Raw genomic sequence first — 16,898 nt, forward strand, 5'->3', positions numbered from 1 at the left:
GGAGCCACTGGAGCTACGGGTGCTACCGGAGCCACTGGAGCTACGGGTGCTACCGGAGCCACTGGAGCCACTGGAGCTACGGGTGCTACCGGAGCCACTGGAGCTACGGGTGCTACCGGAGCCACTGGAGCTACGGGTGCTACCGGAGCCACTGGAGCCACTGGAGCCACTGGAGCTACGGGTGCTACCGGAGCCACTGGAGCTACCGGGGCTACAGGTGGGACAGGTGCCACTGGAGTTACGGGAGGAGTATTTGACTTTGCAGATTTCTTTGCGTTGATGCCTCCTGATAATGCAGCAACAGTTGCGGCCGGTTCGGATGTACAATTTCCACAAAACGGTCCTTCTGGTGGCGGTGCTATTTTCCGCACCAGTGCATCTACATTTAATTTATCTTTAATTGGCACCTATCAGGTCTTATTTCAGGTAAGTGTGACCGAAGCGGGACAATTGGTTTTAACTCTCGATTCGGGAGGAGGGGCTCTCGAGTTAGCTTATACGGTGGTCGGGAGAGCAACAGGTACTTCTCAGCTAGTTGGAATGGCTCTCGTGACGACGACAGTGATCAATTCAATACTCACTGTAAGGAATCCTGCTACCGAATCGACTGCACTAACCATCACTCCCACCGCTGGAGGAACAGAGCCTGTTTCAGCACACCTTGTAATTACACGACTTAGGTAGATGAGTGCAATAGAAATGGATGATTGCAAATCAATCCACGCTATAGTCCGATTTACAAGGCAGTGGAGAGCACAGAGGGCCAGCTAAGGGGAAAATAATATGATCAAGAAAATAAGCGGGGGGATTCGATCCGTGGATTATTGTTATTACGAGTGTGACGCAAAATACTTACGCCGCACTTGGTTCTTATTTCCATTCCAACTCTCATCAGAACAAATGGTAAGTCCCGCATCCTTACGCCTAGTTCCGTTTTGATCATCGACGAGAACATCGAAAAACTTCCCGTGATATCAGCGACATCTACCGGAGTTTAGCCGAAGCATTCACAATAGAAAACGCAATCAATTACCCCCGAAAATATATATCAATACGTTGATCAGACGCGCTGGTTTTGGGCGGTTATGGCTGGGCCCGTGACATTGGCTGTTCAATGTGGGAATATACGTTTGAGAGCTGTTAATTGTTTATGAAAATGGGTTGTGCATAGCAGACTGGTAATTGTAAACAGCCTTGAACTATATGTTTTAGGTTATGGATTACGCCTTTTAGCGGTTGATATCTTTATGATATTTATCGATTAGAAGGCGTTTTATGCTGTCATGGAACAAACTTTAGAAAGCAATCCAAATCATAAGCAGGGTCCCATCACAAAAAAAAGTATGGTTTACTGCTCTTTTTTTGGTAATAATATATATTATAATACACTAATATATAGGTTTATAACGGGGGTAATAAATCAAATGGATATCGATGATCCAAAACAAGTGGTTTTACAAGTTGGTGCAATAATGAAAAAGTATCGGAAAGAAAAAAAATTAAGTCTTGAAGAGTTATCTGAATTAGCAGGAGTGAGCAAACTAACACTAGGTAACATAGAACGTGGAGAAACAAATCCAACACTGGGCATGTTGTGGAAAATCTCAAAAGGATTATCTATCCCTCTGATGGCATTATTTTCAACAAAAAGCAGTGTTAACATATCTCAAGCAGGGGTTGGATTAAAAATTCCAGGGGATCAACCTACTTGTGTATTTGAACCGATTTTTCAAAATACTAGTGATGAGATGGAGATGTTCCGAGCCTACATCCAACCAAACAGCTCATACCAAACAGAAAAGCACCATCCTAACACGGTGGAATTTACGACCGTGATGACAGGGGCAATATCAATAAAAGTGAATGAGACCTTATATACATTAAACCAATATGATTCTATTAGTTTTCGTGCAGATTGCACACATTCGTATATAAATAACGCTAATGACGTCGCAGTTCTCCATATATTGTTAAAATACAACCTGTAATATGAGGGTATTTTGATCCTATAGATGTTAAAAAACAAGGAATAACTCTTTATTATCCCTAGCAGGGATAGAGAGTTATTCCTTGTTTTTTTGATCCGACGGAAGCGTTAACGTTATGTCACAGAGTTTAAAAAGGAATAGACGAACTTAAAAATATATATTATAATATACTTTATTGAAATTAAATATATTATAATATACTTAATGAGATGCGAAGTGGGCATAGTAATCGCTTGTACGATTAGATGCTGTTATACAAGTACAAGACTATAAATTCATTAAAAAGTGTATGTTGAAGGAGGCTGCCTCGTGAAGGTATTAAATCAATTTAGCAAAACGGAAAAAAAATTAATCTCAAAGGTGGTTAGTCAATCTGTGCCGTGGCTAATGGTTGCGGCGGTTATTTTTGTTGCCATTAATCAACGTGCGGCTATAACCTCAGTAGGGCCATTAGTGGGTCTTATTCGGGATCATTTAAATATGTCCAATGCAGTAGCTGGAATGATTAGCACCATTCCTCTATTAGCTTTTGCATTTTTTTCGCCCTTTGCACCAAAATTAGGAAGGAAATTTGGTATAGAAGTTGTACTCTTGGCAGCCCTTGTCGTTCTCACAATGGGGATTATTTTACGCTCCTTAGCAGGGGTTGCTTATTTGTTTGTAGGCACTTCTATTATTGGAATAGCTATTGCCGTCTTAAATGTATTGCTGCCTAGTCTTATTAAACAACAATTTCCCAATCGCATAGGTACGATGACAGGGGTGTATACTATCTCTAGTAACTTAATGGGAGCCATAGCTTCTGGTATTAGTATTCCGATTGCGATCGGACTGGGATATGGATGGCAGGGGGCATTAGGGTTGTGGGGTATTTTATCTTTCATTTCCATTTTAGTATGGCTACCTCAAATGAAACGACGTAGTGGGGGGAAATCTGACAGGGAAGAGGTTAATGACAATCAGCAGATAAATATGTGGCGTTCTCCTTTAGCATGGCAAGTAACGTTGTTTATGGGATTGCAGTCTATGATTTTTTATGTACTTATTACGTGGTTACCTGAAATTTTAAAAAGCCAGGGAATTGGTTCTGATCAATCGGGCTGGGTACTGTCCATTTTGCAATTATCCTTGCTGCCCTTTACTTTTATTATTCCTGTTATTTCTGAGCGGATGTCCAATCAACGTCTGCTCGTAGTCACTATGTTTACGTTATTTTTAATGGGAACTCTTGGATTACTTTATGGAAGTTCTAATTTGATCGTGTTATGGATTATACTCATAGGGAGCGGGGGCGGCATTGCTTTTGGGCTAGCGATGATGTTTTTCAGTTTGCGGACAGAAAATGCCCACGAAGCTGCCGAATTGTCTGGAATGGCTCAATCAGTTGGGTATTTGCTAGCAGCAACGGGTCCCCTATTTTTCGGATTTCTACACGATGTGACGAATAGTTGGACTACTCCGCTGTTCATATTGGTTGGTTCAACCGTTCTGCTCTTTATATTTGGCCTAGGTGCAGCTAGTAATCGATATATAAGCTCTTAGGTTGGCTATCACAAAGCATAAAGTAACAAACAAAAACAAAGGCAGTCCCTGTAAAATGATTAATTTTACAGAGCTGCCTTGTTTACTTTTATAGCCTAGTCAAACGATCTGCATTCTGAACAAAATTTTGAATAACGAACGACACCTTGAACATTTTCAAGAGAACCTTCAGTAAATTGTACAGCCATAAATACCTCATCAGGCACTTCAAATAGAGCTTTTATGTTCCATAAGTTAGCTGGTTTAGTTAGTCATATATCCCCCTGGTTATAATCATGTAAGTGTGCAGGGATAACAAATTTGAACTTATTAGCCGATTACTTCTGCTAAAAAAGGGATCGAAGAAGATGAACCTTTTTGGGATACGGCCAATGAAGCCGCTTTTGTGGCAACACGTAGTGCGAGTTTAACATCAGATTTTTGGGAAACGATGCTAAGGAAATAACCCAAGAAAGTGTCGCCTGCTGCCGTTGTATCTACTACTTTAACCTGATAAGCTTCTTGTCTGTATTCTTGTGTATTGTCTTTATATACGGCACCGTGCGCACCTAAAGTTAACACAATTTTTAAATGGTTATAGTGTGAAAGCAAATAGTCGAGTATTCGGCTTGGTGACTTTTCCCCACTAATAACATGCCCTTCTATTTCGTTTAGGATTAGATAATCAATTTTAGAAAAATCTAAGTTCCTAATGGACTCACTCATTGGTGAGGGATTAAGCACAATGGTTAACCCTTTTTTATGAGCGGCACTAATTAGGTAGTCTATATCATTTATTTCGTTTTGTAGAACTAGGAAATCACCCGAATCAAAGTTCTCTATCACTTTATCCATTTGTGTACTAGTTATTTCTTTATTCGCTCCACCATACAGTAAAATACAATTTTCAGCTGTTGAAGCCACTTGAATAATGGCATGCCCCGTTATGAGGCCGTTTTCATATATTCCCTCAACATGAACGCCTTCGGATGCTAACTCGTTTTTAAGAAACAGACCATCGCTCCCAATTTTACCTGCATGAAAAGTCTGTGAACCAGATCTGGCAAGGGCTATTGATTGGTTTAACCCTTTTCCACCAGCATATTCAGCATAGTAAACTGATGATAACGTTTCTCCTCCAGTAACAAAGTGAGGCACGGTATACACTTTATCTAGATTTAATGATCCAAAATTTAGAAATCTCATCTAAGCACCTCTTCATGTTAACTTACCAATAATTCGATCATCCGTTTCTTGAATAGTTGATTATCAATGGTTTTGCAGACTGTTGCATTAGGAGCATGACCTGCATAGCCATCAGAAATGGCAAGCTTACTACCGTCGTTAACTATAACTTGTCCATAGGCTGCTTCTTCTGTGGTACATACATAGCAGTAACATAACTTGTCTTCAAGAACGATATCATTCCATAATAAAACGCCCATTGCCACAGCATCTGGTAAATCAACAATATGTTCATTACTTCTTTGTAAATTAAATTCGAGCAAGGAGCGGTTACAATGAACGGAAAACGCTGCTTCTTCCTTACCACTTGATAGTAATACATCCATATCGTCCTTGTTTAAAGCAGCTTCTCCTAGACATACATCAAATCCAATAATCGTAGTAGGTATGCCTGAGTTGAGCATAATCTTATAGGCCTCTGCATCAACGTAGACATTAAATTCAGCGACAGGTGTAGTGTTTCCAGGTCCAAAGCCAGAAGTGCCCATAGTGTATATATGTTTAACCATGTTCATCGTTTCTGGTGCTTTTAAAATAGCAAGGGCAATATTTGTAACAGGACCGATAGTTAAAATTTCGATTTCACCAGGATTACTCTCAATAATGTCAAGGATAGCGTCTACGGCATGCTTTTCTTCTGGATAAGAGGTAGGATGGATTAAGTTACAATCCCCCATTCCATCTTCACCATGAACATTTACAGCCGTAACTAAATCACGCATAAGTGGTCTAGCTGCTCCAACATAAAGTGGCGGCTTTTGACCATTAGTGACTTCGATCGTCATTAGTGCATTTTTTGTTGCTAATTCAATAGGGACATTACCACAAACTGTTGTTATGGCTTCAACTTGAAGATCAGTTGATTTTAATGCCATCATTAACGCGACAGCATCATCACTACCCGTATCTGTATCAATAATTATTTTTCTCATAACAAGACCTCCACTTCTTATTTGGCCTTATTATATATTTCAATTTATAATGAAAATAGGTCAAATGACCAAAAGTAAAAAGAAGGTGGAAATATGGATTTTAAAGCTATTGTAAATGATGCCCCAACGCTTATTACGAAACATTTTATGTATAGAAAACACAAAAAAGGCAGTCTTATTATTCACCCTCATGAGCAAAATGATTACCTTTATATTCTTACCGCAGGGGTAGCAGAGGTGTATAGACAAAGTTATGAGGGAACGATGCTCTCGCTATATATCTATGACTCCTATAGTTGTTTTGGGGAGATCGAAATTTTTAATGAAAACATTAAAACGCTCAGTGTTATTGCAAAACAAAATTGTGAAACGATAGCTATCCATAAAACAAAGGTTTATGAGTGGATGAAAATGGATTTTACCTTTAATTTGTACATCATTAAACAACTTGCTTCAAAATTAATATTAAGTTCAGATACGTCGGCAAAATTATCACTGCTAACCGTTAAAGATCGTATTTTATTAAGTATTCATAATCACTATAAAGTCGGTGATTTACATAACCTTACAAAACAGATTTTATCAAGTGAGATCTGTGCACCAATTCGAAGCTTAAATCGTTCGATAGCTGAGTGCATAAATGAGGGCGTTATAAGTTATAAAAATAAGAAATTCTCTATACATTCAATTGAAAAAATAGAAAAATGCCTGGAACATTTTTTGCTAAGCGACGGCCCATCAAGCTAAGTGAGGGGTTTATCTATGAAGGGTTCGTTATATTTGATTAGGAGCTGGAGGAAGTGATTTTAGCGCTATTTCACAGTCAAAAACTGAGCAAAGGTATAACAAAATAAGGTGGGTAGAAAGAATTCAATAGCACGTGTGGAATTTAAATGTTTTGTCCATAGACTTGCTAAAAGAGGTGTGTTATTTTGATTATTACCAAGTCATTGTTACATAAATAATGGATATTTGTGTATAGTGATTGGAATGAGAATTTTGGGAGGGAAAATTGTTGAAAAGAATCTTGGGTATAGTGATGACGCTTGTATTATTTTTGACAGTAGTCAATATCAGTCCTGTGCATGCAACGCCAAGTAAGTACACAGGAGGCCTGTTAGACGGGGCAGTTATTCAATTCGGTAAAAAAATCGGTCAACCGACTGGCACCGGTGTTACCCAGATGACGGATAATAATGCAACTACCTATGCTCGAATAGAATTAAATAACTTAGCGTGGTACACGTTCAATTCTCCACAAGAAATCACCTCAGTTATCCTTAAAAGCGAAGATGCAAAGTATAGTATGAATTTCTATGACAGCAATAATAATCTCCTGTATACATACAACTCAGTCATAAATGATGGTATACAAACGCTCCCTACCCCAGTGAAAAATGTGACGATGGTTGTGATAAAGCCATCGAAAACGGATTTCGTATTCGAATGGAATGTCTTTAAGACTGCTTCGGCCCCGCCATCCCCAACCAAGATTAATTGGATACAGGGTGGAGATAAAATTGTAACTTTTGATTGGAATAATACAGGTGCTGAACACTACACGGTCAAACGATCAGCATCCCCTGGCGGTCCGTTTGCGATTCTTGCTTCTATTAACGGTACTTCCTATACGGACAGAGCCGTAACCAATGGCACAACTTATTATTATGTTGTCTCAGCAGGGAATGAAGCAGGCCAAAGCGCAGACTCTCCTCAAGCAATAATCAAACCAAGTGCGACCAAGTACACAGGCGGCGTATTAGATGGAGCTACGTTAAACGTTGGTGCTTCTATTTCAACTCCCACAACAACCACGAGAGCGATCACAGATAATAATGTGGCCACCTATACTCGAATTGAAACGAATAACTTAGCTTGGTATACGTTCAACTCCCCAAAGGAAATCACATCCGTCATCATTAATAGCGAAGAGCCAAAATCCAGTATTAATTTCTATGATCGTAACAACAATTTGCTGTATACGTACAACTCGATCATAAAAGATGGCGTACAAACGCTGCCCAATCCAGTAAAAAATGTGAGTACGGTTGTGTTAAAACCATCAAAAACAGATCTTGTAATCGAGTGGAATGTCTTTACGACAGCCTCGGCCCCCCCAGCACCAACTAAGATTAACTGGATTCAAGCTAGGGATAAGCTTGTCACTTTTGATTGGGATCTTACAGGGGCTAAATTCTACACGGTCAAACGCTCGACATCGTCTGGCGGCCCATACGCTGTGCTTGCCTCCAATATTACAGGCACTACCTATACAGATAGAGCCGTAACCAATGGCACAACTTATTATTATGTTGTCTCGTCAGGGAATGAAGCGGGTCTAAGCGCAGACTCGCCTCAAGCAGCAATAAAACCAAATGTGACCAAGTACACAGGTGGTTTGTTGGATGGGGCAACGCTAAATATAGGTACATCCATTTCAAATCCAAGAACAACCACGAGAGCGATCACAGATAATAATGTGGCCACCTACACTCGAATTGAAACGAATAACTTAGCTTGGTATACGTTCAACTCTCCAAAAGAAATCACGTCCGTCATCATTAATAGCGAAGAACCAAAATCCAGTATCCATTTTTATGATACTAACAACAATTTGTTGTATACGTTCAACTCGCTCATAAAAGATGGCGTACAAACGCTACCGAATCCTATAAAAAACGTGAGTATGGTTGTGTTAAAACCATCGAAAACGGATCTCGTAATTGAGTGGAATGTATTTGGATATGATCAAGTTCCACCAACTCCTAAGCCATCCAATCTAAAAGCGACATCAGGAGATACAAAGGTTACGCTAAATTGGCAATTGGTCAACAATGCATCACAATATCATATTAAGCGTGCCAACAAATCAGGCGGTCCGTATACGACAATAAGCACGGTTACAGGAAACACTTATAGTTATTTGGATGCCAGTGTTGCAAACAATACAACTTATTACTATGTAGTCACGGCTAATGGCCCAGGTGGTGAAAGCGGAAATTCCAACGAAGCGTACGCCACCCCAAAACAAGAATTTCCACCAACTCCAGCACCAACCAACCTGATAGCATCAGCAGGAGACTCAACTGTGACGTTGATTTGGCAATTGGTTAACGATGCATCACAATATCATATTAAGCGGGGCAGCACAGCTGGTGGTCCCTATACGACAATTGCAACCGTGACAGGAAGCACATATGGTTTTGTTGACATGAATCTCATAAATGATACTACTTATTACTATGTAGTAACAGCTAGTGGTAAAGGCGGAGAAAGTAGTCATTCCAACGAAGTCTTTGCGACACCTACAGTTGGTGTAAGCCCAGCATCGAGCCTTGGTCAGTCAGATACACAAGCATTGCATCGTTATATAGTGAATAATGAGATAGTGAGAAAAATAACCTATCAACAACAGTTGAGTTACTTGGCTCATTATTGGGGATGAAAGTAATAAGTCAGTGGACATCTCTGATCAGAAATGGTGAAGTAAATCTCATGCATGTGTGCAAAAAAATAAAATGGTCGTTGGTATTAACCATGTTGAGTATATTATGTTTTGTGTTAATGCTATCTTCTTGCGAATATAGGCTAATCATGAGTATTATCCATATTAATCCCTTAGTATTAGTTTTCTTATTATCGTGCCTTTCCTTTATTGCTGGATTTGTTAGTTTAATAAACGTAGTTAATATGAACACTTTTTTCCAGTCGATGCTAGCTATAACTATTAGTTTATTGTTAATAGTATATGTATCTTTTATACAATTTATTGGTACTTTGTTATTGTAAATACACCTTCTAGTCAATCCGAGTGGTATGATCCCCTTTAAGTAGACACTCATATAAAACCTTGTGTGTTAACATGAGGAAATGAGTAAACTTGGAGGGGACTTTTACGTAGAAAAAAGGGACAGGTGTGTCGAATTGGATACGCAAAAGTTCAAAATGAAAGCCGTTTCCTAGAAGACATTTATAGTGAAGAGAGAAGAAAGAATCTTGATGTAGGCGACAAAATGTCAATCTTACTTATTAGTCTTGATAAGTCACAGGCTTTGGTCTATTGGGAAAAAAGCTAATGGTTCTTACGTTGTAATTCCGATGATAACGGAAATCACTAGTTCTCAAATATGGTATATGGACGGAATTATCCTTGTGCCCTCTAAATAGAATTTTGAAGTAAAAGATATTAGTGGAAATGGAATGTACCCAACCTATAATCAGGCTGAAACGGGTTGTGAATTACGTCTTTGGACGGTTAATTTCGTTGGAATTAACTCGTTGGGAGGCGTCTTTTTATGTTAAAGCGGAAGCAATGAAGAAAGTTTCTAAACGTTTTAATTTATAGCAGTAACCACATATGACTTTCCAGCAGGCGTTAGATTTTGTCATTAGCGCAATAAGGTGAAGGTAGACTGAGAGTTAGCCACAGACGATACCAAATTCGATAGTGTGGACGAGCGTGCACCTTAACATACCGGAGAATATAATTGAATACATTTTATTATTGAACATCGTTTTTATTTATGGAGGGGGTGGCGCTTGTTGTCGAATGCGTTTGTGGCACACTCATTGGATGAGGTTCGGTTTTGGTCGCGAATCATGAAAGAACATTCACTATTTCTCAAGTTGGGGTTTAGATGTGAAGATACTCAGCTCATACATGAAGCTAATCAATTCTACGCAATATTCGAAGGGATCGAAAGAAAATCACACGAATTTACAGTAGAGACAGATCCAGAACAGATTCGTCGATTCAACATCGAAGTGTATTCTGCTGCATCCCACATATGGGCATTTAAACGGAGAGTATTAGGCTTAGTGCTCAGTTGCCAGATGCCAGGAGCCAATAACTTCCCATTACTTATTGACCATACAAGCAGAGAAGCAAACTATTTTAGAAACCGTCTGGAACAGCTTAATAATGGCAGGCTAGAGCCATTACCTGATGCGATTATAGATGAAAATGTATTTTTCTTAAGGATTATGGCGGATCATGCCAAATTTATTGGACACTTGCTTGATCCTTCTGAACGACAGTTAGTTGAGCAAGCTCGCAATTTTAGTCATGATTTTGACGAGCTTCTATTTCAAGCAAGAGACTTGGATTCCATGCGGCCACAATCTCAAACGATACCATTACTGGACCAATTCTTGGATCAGAATCGTGTCTCTGTGGCATCGCTGCGTGATTTCAAAAAAACAGCTAGAGATTTAATTGAAGCTTGTCGTATCAAAAGTATCATTCATCCTTTACTCGCTGATCATGTGTATCGTGAAGCTGAACGGTTTCTCGCCATTATAGACATGTTTGAACAGAGTTTGACCTCCGTACAGCACCAGTGAAAATCTTTACACTTTATTTTGATAGATGGGTATTCAATAATGCTTACCATAAAACCGTGCTGTAACCGAGCTCCGTCATATAGCCAAAAGCTATTTATTCATTGCCTGCACCTCTGAGTTCAGTTCAGAAATTATACGGGTATACGTTACTCTTCTCTGGCGTACCTGCACTGACCTGCCTATTTGGCTAATGTAGTGTAATCGATTTCAAACTATAAGTTTATAGGGAAAATTAACTTCCAGAGCTGGTCATTGTAGTTAGAAATAATTAACGATTATGGTATAATAAAATGATCAGTAGTCATCAAAGATGAGAGTGGGAGCTATGATGAAAGATCTTGTCAAGAAGCTGTTGAAAAAAGGATTCACAGTTGAACTGGAAAAAGTTCCTGCCAATAAACAAGAGTTTTTAGATGAAATTGAACGCTATTGTAAAAAGGAACAAGTAACCTACGAATTTGTTGAGTACACGATGCCGGCTGTTGTTTCTCTAGATAACGTGGTCTATACATGCGACGTTGAAAATGCAGGAAGAATAGGATTTGTACTTCATTTCAAAGAAATCTAATCCTGTATGAATGAATACTGATTGTGCAGCAGCTTGCTGCAATTCAAAAGCCTCGGTTCTGCCGAGGCTATTTTCTTTGTATTAGGTTAGACAATTCAGGAATGTAACAAAAGATTGACGTTTTCATTGAGAAGAAATGGTCGCGAAATAAGTGAAGAGGAGGGTAATTTTAATGGAAGTACTCATCATTTTATTTTTATTTGCTATAACACTGCATAATTTAGAAGAAGCAATATGGCTGCCAGCATGGTCGAATGATGCTTCAAAATATCATAAACCTGTGGGGAAAAATGAATTTCACTTTGCAGTCATTTGTATCACTGCTTTGGCCTATCTTTCTGCCTTTTTTTATCTATATAATCCAGACTCCTTGCTGGCTAAGTATATTCTTTCCGGTTTTCTAGGCTCGATGCTTTTGAATGCGATTTTCCCACACTTGCTTGTAACCATCCTGCAAAAAAGATACGCTCCAGGATTGTTAACGGGTATTCTCTTGAATATTCCAATAAACGGTTTTATTTTATATCGATTTATTAAGAGTAACGAAATAACACTTACTGAAGTGATTTTCTCGACGCTTTTAGTAGCAGTATTGCTGGTAGGGTTGATCCCTGTTTTATTTAGAATTGGAAAATCCATAACGAATCAATATGAATAGGTTTTAGGGTAACTGCATGAGTTGGTTCGCTTCATTTTTTGCACGTAATAGGCACTTCGTCTATATACTGTACAAAATGAGGTAAAGGAGCTAATGACTCGATATGTATTACTACTATCCGAGATATTACCATTATGACTTCAGGCAGGTTCCTCTTGCTTGGACACCAACGAGTGTGGCGTTGAACCAACAATTACGAGCCTTATGGGAGCAGCATGTGTACTGGACAAGATTGGCGGTAAACAGTATCGTTGGTAGACAGCCGGATGAAAAAGAAACGATTGCAAGGCTCCTTCGTAACCCCGATGATTTTGCAGCTGCGCTTAAGCCCTTGTATGGACCAGCTGCTGCTAATAAATTTGCGGAGTTGTTTGGAGAGCATTTAACGATTGCGGCTGAGCTTGTAAAGGCTTTACAAGCCGGCAACACCTCAGCCGCGGCTGATGCTAAGCAGCGGTGGTATGCGAATGCAGATGATATTGCTGAATTCCTCGGGACCATTAATCCGTATTGGTCTAAAGAAGAATGGAGGAAAATGCTTTACGAACATTTGGAGCTGCTGAGCAGTGAAGTCTCTTCCCGGCTTGCCGGGAAATATGCTGAAAACATAGCAATAGGTGATCAAATACAACTACAAGCGCTTGAAATGGCCGATATGATGACGAGTGGAATCGTTCAACAGTTTCCAATGGCATTTACACATTAATAAATGAGTTTAGCGTGTTGAACTTGTAGACATTTGAGTGTATGTGCACTTAAGGACTGTGAATGATAAGTGAATCATTCGTTATGCACAGGCATCAAGGTTAAAAGGGGTTGTCCCAAAAAGGGTGCATCCAAATTAATGAATCCCAATAAATTGGCGAAAGAACCTCCAAATCCACGTATGAGTGTGGAGGTAGAGGTTCTTTTTCATGCCAACCTGTATAATAAACTGGGGGTTAGAAATTTCGAGTTTGACTTTTTGGGACCCCGCCTTTTTGGCAGGGCGTGATTGCTAATCCTAAACCCAGCTTGGGCGTGCCTATTGTTTAATTCGTTTGCCAAGTAAAATGAGAAGCCAAATTAGTCCTGCTCCAAGTATAGTGTGTCCAAGCCCTGCGGCATGGCTAAGCCCGTTTAAGGTTAGGTCGTTCACTTGACCGATACCGCGAGCTACCATCGTTGAGATGGTGAACAGCAGCCCTAGATTGTAGACGTAGTACCACGCCTTGAACGAACGTGCTTCGTGGACGGCAAACAATTTTCCTAGTATCAGCACAATTAAGAAGAAAAGAAATCCGAGTACTAATATATGCGTGTGCACACCTTTTAGCAGCGTCTGACCGTCAAATTCACTCCATTTGGTATATTCTCGATAAAACACACCGCTGATGAGGCCAAGAATGACATAGAGCAATGAAGTATAGTAGAGTTGTTTTAATTTCATAAGAATAATGCCTCCTTAAGATGAGTGTCGATGATTATGATGGTGCTGTTTATGTTGACTACGACTTGTAAACAAACCTTCAAAACCAATAAATAAAGCCGGCAGCAGTATACCGCGAATGAAGAACGTATCCAGCAATATGCCCAATACCATCGTTGCTCCAAATAACATAAGCTCCTGCAGAGGCTGTGTGGATAACACGCCAAAGGTTGCGGCCAGAATAACGCCGGCGGAAGAAATAACGCCGCCTGTCTTGGATACCCCTCGCTGCACAGCATCCTTCCACGAATAGTGCTGTGCTTCCTCACGGATGCGAGTCACAAGCATAATGCTGTAGTCGATGCCAAGGGCAACCATAAAGAGCAGCGTATACACAGGAAGACGATAACTGATTGCGTCAAGCCCAAGTATTTGCTGAAATATATACCAACCAGCCCCTAGTGTCGCTCCATATGATAGCAGCATCGTCCCAACCATGATGACGGATGTGCTGATTGAACGGGTCAGACCTGTAAGCATAATGAGTAAGGTGACGGTAATAGCTGCAAAAATAAACATCGTGTCGCGGTTGTTCATTTGTTGAACGTCTGCTTGAACTGCTGTTTGCCCTGCAAAATGAAGCTTGAAATCTGATGAAGGCAGATCAGCGGCTTTCAGCCAATCCTCGCTTGCAAGACGCCATTCAGTGAGTTGATTAATAGATTCAACACTATATGGATCTCCATTCATTATTAATTGGCCTGTCAATGTCGTTCCGTCTGCAGACCATGCGAATTGATCTTCAATCGGAGCAGTACCGCGTACTTTGCTCCATGAAAAGGAATAAACCCCTTTCTGGTTGGAAAGCTTTTGTTCTACTACCCCTAGATTTTTTGCTAGGTTCTGCAGTTCTTCTGGGTTAGCCGGTTTATTTGCTGCTTGTACTAGCACCGTAACGGGAGCCAGCTGTCCTGGCGGAAAAGCGCCTGACATTTGTTCAAAGCCTACACGTGCTCCCATCTCTTTAGGAAATGAGTGAAGCAGGTTATAGGAGTATTTCATCGAAAATGCGTTAGTCCCGATTGCAGCAAGTGCAATCAGCATAACAAGTGCAATTGTGCGTGGGCGCTTTGTAATACTTTGACTAATACGGAACCAAAACCCGTGATGGTGTACTTGATCATGGTCTGCGGGCTTGAAGCTGACTTTTGCTTGGAATGGCCAGAAACTGGTGCGTCCCGCCACTGCAAATACAGCTGGTATTAACGTAAGTCCAGCTGCGATCATCCACAAGATAGCGATCGTAAACACACCTGCAAAGGCATGATAAGGCTTAAAAACCGTACCAAATAAAACCAGCATGGCTGCGAGTATGGTGCCCCCGCTGAACAGAATGGCTTCAGCAACTCCTTTGACAGCCTGCTGCATGGCAACATATTGTGATGGATGACGCCTTAATTCCTCGCGATATCTAGAAAAGATAAAGAGGCAGTAGTCGGTTAATACGGCGAATAGCAGCACCAGCATTATCGATGTTGCAGAACGGTCAATCGTCATCCACCCATTCATACCGAAGAGACCAAGTGTACGATCCACACCCTGATAAACGACACCTGCAATCAGCAGCGGCAAAATGGCCAGTAAAGGTGAGCGGTAGATGATGATAAGCAGCACAAGGATCAGCCCAACGGTGGCTGCCATTAAGATAAAGTCCGCATTGCGGAACAAGCGGGACGTATCCGCTGCGATGCCAGCAGGCCCGGTGACATTCAGTTCGAGTCCTTGTGAACGGATGCTGTTGGCCTGATCAGTTAGCTTATCAAGAGTTGTGCCCAACACTTTTGTATCCAGGCCTTGCTTCAAGCTGACATGGAAAAGTAAGGTGGTGCGGTCCTTAGAAAAGAAGGCGGCTTGTGCAGCTTCTGGGAGATGATGAAAGGGCAGGGCTGCTGCGACTTCTGTAGGCCGCTGATCCGAAGCGAGCCATTCGCTCCATCGGGTCACATGTTGTATATCTTCTTTTGTCATGCCTTCGCTTCTATGAAATACGAACAAAGCAGGTAGTCCATTATCCGAAGGGAACTGTTGAGTCAGTATTCGATTTGCTTCTTCAGACAAGGAAGCACTGAAAGCTGAGCCTTCGCCGGTTTGCACAGCATAAGACTTGGAAGATGGTGAAATCGCGCTTAGCAATACGATAACTGTAAGCCAGATCGCGATTATGCTCCACGCTCGTTTACGGGTTGAGATGATAGTAGCAATGGCTTTAATGCGAAACATAAGAGAAATACTCCCCTCACAACTTGATGAAGGGAGTATATCTCGCTAAGATGAACGGAATGTGAACGGAATGTTACATTCTGAATCTTAGAAAGCGGACGCCAGTTGCTGGCGTCGAACGGTTCCGGGCGATGGCTAAGGCGCGGGGCCGTTTGATGTGCGTAATGCGCCCTAGTAAGGCGGAATTTCGGCCTTACTAGGGCGGCTGAAGCGGTAACTGCCCCGCTTAAGGCGGAAAAGCCGCCCTAAGCGAGGGAAGCGCCCGATCCGCGTCGGAGACGTTAGCGAGCAAGTCGCTCACATCGGCAGCAAGTAAGCCGAAGTAAGGCGGAGTTCCGGCCTTACAAGGGCGGCCGAAGCGGAAATCGCCCCGCTTAAGGCGGAAAATCCGCCCTAAGCGAGGTGAAGCGCCCGATCCGCGCCAGGAACGGCAGCGAGCATCCGCCCACATCGGCAGCCTGTCAGCCGAAGTAAGACGGAGTTCCGGCCTTACAAGGGCGGCCGAAGCGGAAACTGCCCCGCCTAAGGCGGAAAAGCCGCCCTAAGCGGGGGAAAGCGCCCGATCCGCGTCGGCGACGGTATCAAGCAAGCCGCCGCCCACAACGGCAGCGAGCAAGTCGCCCACATCGGCAGCCTGTCAACCGAAGTAAGACGGAGTTCCGGCCTTACTAGGGCGGCCGAAGCAGAAATCGCCCCGCTTAAGGCGGAAAAGCCGCCCTAAGCGAGGTGAAGCGCCGATCCGTGTCGGCAACGGTAGCGAGCAAGCCGCTCACATCGGCAGCAAGTAAGCCGAAGTAAGACGGAGTTCCGGCCTTACAAGGGCGGCCGAAGCGGAAACCGCCCCGCCTAAGGCGGAAAAACCGCCCTAAGCTGGGTGAAGCGCCCGATCCGCGTCGGCGACGGTAGCGAGCAAGCCGTCCACATCGGCAGCAAATAAGCCGAAGTAAGGCGGAGT

12 protein-coding genes and 1 pseudogene are annotated in these 16,898 nt (G+C 41.8%); 9 read left to right on the forward strand and 4 right to left on the reverse strand.

Annotated features, from left to right (window positions below):
- The 3 genes and pseudogenes from QP775_RS24005 to QP775_RS24015 form a co-directional block, all read left to right on the forward strand.
- A pseudogene (locus QP775_RS24005) lies at window positions 1–684 on the forward strand (collagen-like protein); the annotation flags it as partial.
- 740 nt (window positions 685–1,424) lie between these two features.
- Window positions 1,425–1,988: a helix-turn-helix domain-containing protein gene (locus QP775_RS24010; RefSeq protein WP_285109254.1), complete on the forward strand. Its 564-nt coding sequence runs from the start codon at window positions 1,425–1,427 to the stop codon at window positions 1,986–1,988.
- Window positions 1,989–2,297: 309 nt separating this feature from the next.
- Complete coding sequence (locus tag QP775_RS24015; RefSeq protein WP_483312045.1) at window positions 2,298–3,530, forward strand: CynX/NimT family MFS transporter; 1,233 nt, start codon at window positions 2,298–2,300, stop codon at window positions 3,528–3,530.
- Window positions 3,531–3,839: 309 nt separating this feature from the next.
- Here the strand turns inward: QP775_RS24015 and QP775_RS24020 are convergent, their stop codons facing one another.
- On the reverse strand, window positions 3,840–4,715 hold the full coding sequence (locus tag QP775_RS24020) for a ribokinase (RefSeq protein WP_285109215.1): 876 nt from the start codon (window positions 4,713–4,715) through the stop codon (window positions 3,840–3,842).
- 17 nt (window positions 4,716–4,732) lie between these two features.
- Window positions 4,733–5,686 carry a nucleoside hydrolase gene (locus QP775_RS24025; protein WP_285109216.1) on the reverse strand — a complete coding sequence of 318 codons (954 nt, stop codon included), beginning with the start codon at window positions 5,684–5,686 and terminating at the stop codon, window positions 4,733–4,735.
- Between the two features lie 93 nt (window positions 5,687–5,779).
- On the opposite strand from QP775_RS24025, the gene QP775_RS24030 reads away from it, so the two are divergent.
- The 6 genes from QP775_RS24030 (at window position 5,780) to QP775_RS24055 (ending at window position 12,961) form a co-directional block, all read left to right on the forward strand.
- Window positions 5,780–6,433: a Crp/Fnr family transcriptional regulator gene (locus QP775_RS24030; RefSeq protein ID WP_285109217.1), complete on the forward strand. Its 654-nt coding sequence runs from the start codon at window positions 5,780–5,782 to the stop codon at window positions 6,431–6,433.
- Between the two features lie 268 nt (window positions 6,434–6,701).
- On the forward strand, window positions 6,702–9,131 hold the full coding sequence (locus QP775_RS24035; protein WP_285109218.1) for a fibronectin type III domain-containing protein: 2,430 nt from the start codon (window positions 6,702–6,704) through the stop codon (window positions 9,129–9,131).
- A gap of 1,097 nt (window positions 9,132–10,228) precedes the next feature.
- The gene (locus QP775_RS24040) at window positions 10,229–11,029 is read left to right on the forward strand and encodes a DUF2935 domain-containing protein (protein ID WP_239333315.1); all 801 of its coding nucleotides are present in this window, start codon (window positions 10,229–10,231) and stop codon (window positions 11,027–11,029) included.
- Between the two features lie 310 nt (window positions 11,030–11,339).
- A complete protein-coding gene (locus QP775_RS24045; RefSeq protein WP_239333317.1) occupies window positions 11,340–11,597 on the forward strand; it encodes a DUF4318 domain-containing protein in 258 nt (85 codons plus the stop codon).
- Between the two features lie 172 nt (window positions 11,598–11,769).
- Window positions 11,770–12,255: an HXXEE domain-containing protein gene (locus QP775_RS24050; RefSeq protein ID WP_239333319.1), complete on the forward strand. Its 486-nt coding sequence runs from the start codon at window positions 11,770–11,772 to the stop codon at window positions 12,253–12,255.
- Window positions 12,256–12,358: 103 nt separating this feature from the next.
- Window positions 12,359–12,961: an acetylglutamate kinase gene (locus QP775_RS24055; RefSeq protein ID WP_285109219.1), complete on the forward strand. Its 603-nt coding sequence runs from the start codon at window positions 12,359–12,361 to the stop codon at window positions 12,959–12,961.
- A 318-nt stretch (window positions 12,962–13,279) separates the two neighbouring features.
- On the opposite strand, the gene QP775_RS24060 is transcribed toward QP775_RS24055, so the two are convergent.
- Both QP775_RS24060 and QP775_RS24065 read right to left on the reverse strand, forming a co-directional pair.
- Window positions 13,280–13,684, reverse strand: coding sequence for a DUF2871 domain-containing protein (locus QP775_RS24060; protein ID WP_239333321.1), 405 nt, complete (start codon window positions 13,682–13,684; stop codon window positions 13,280–13,282).
- 15 nt (window positions 13,685–13,699) lie between these two features.
- A complete protein-coding gene (locus tag QP775_RS24065) occupies window positions 13,700–15,943 on the reverse strand; it encodes an MMPL family transporter (RefSeq protein ID WP_285109220.1) in 2,244 nt (747 codons plus the stop codon).
- Window positions 15,944–16,898 lie beyond the last annotated feature (955 nt).

It is taken from the genome of Paenibacillus sp. UMB4589-SE434 (genome assembly GCF_030226685.1).
Taxonomy (GTDB): domain Bacteria; phylum Bacillota; class Bacilli; order Paenibacillales; family Paenibacillaceae; genus Paenibacillus_B.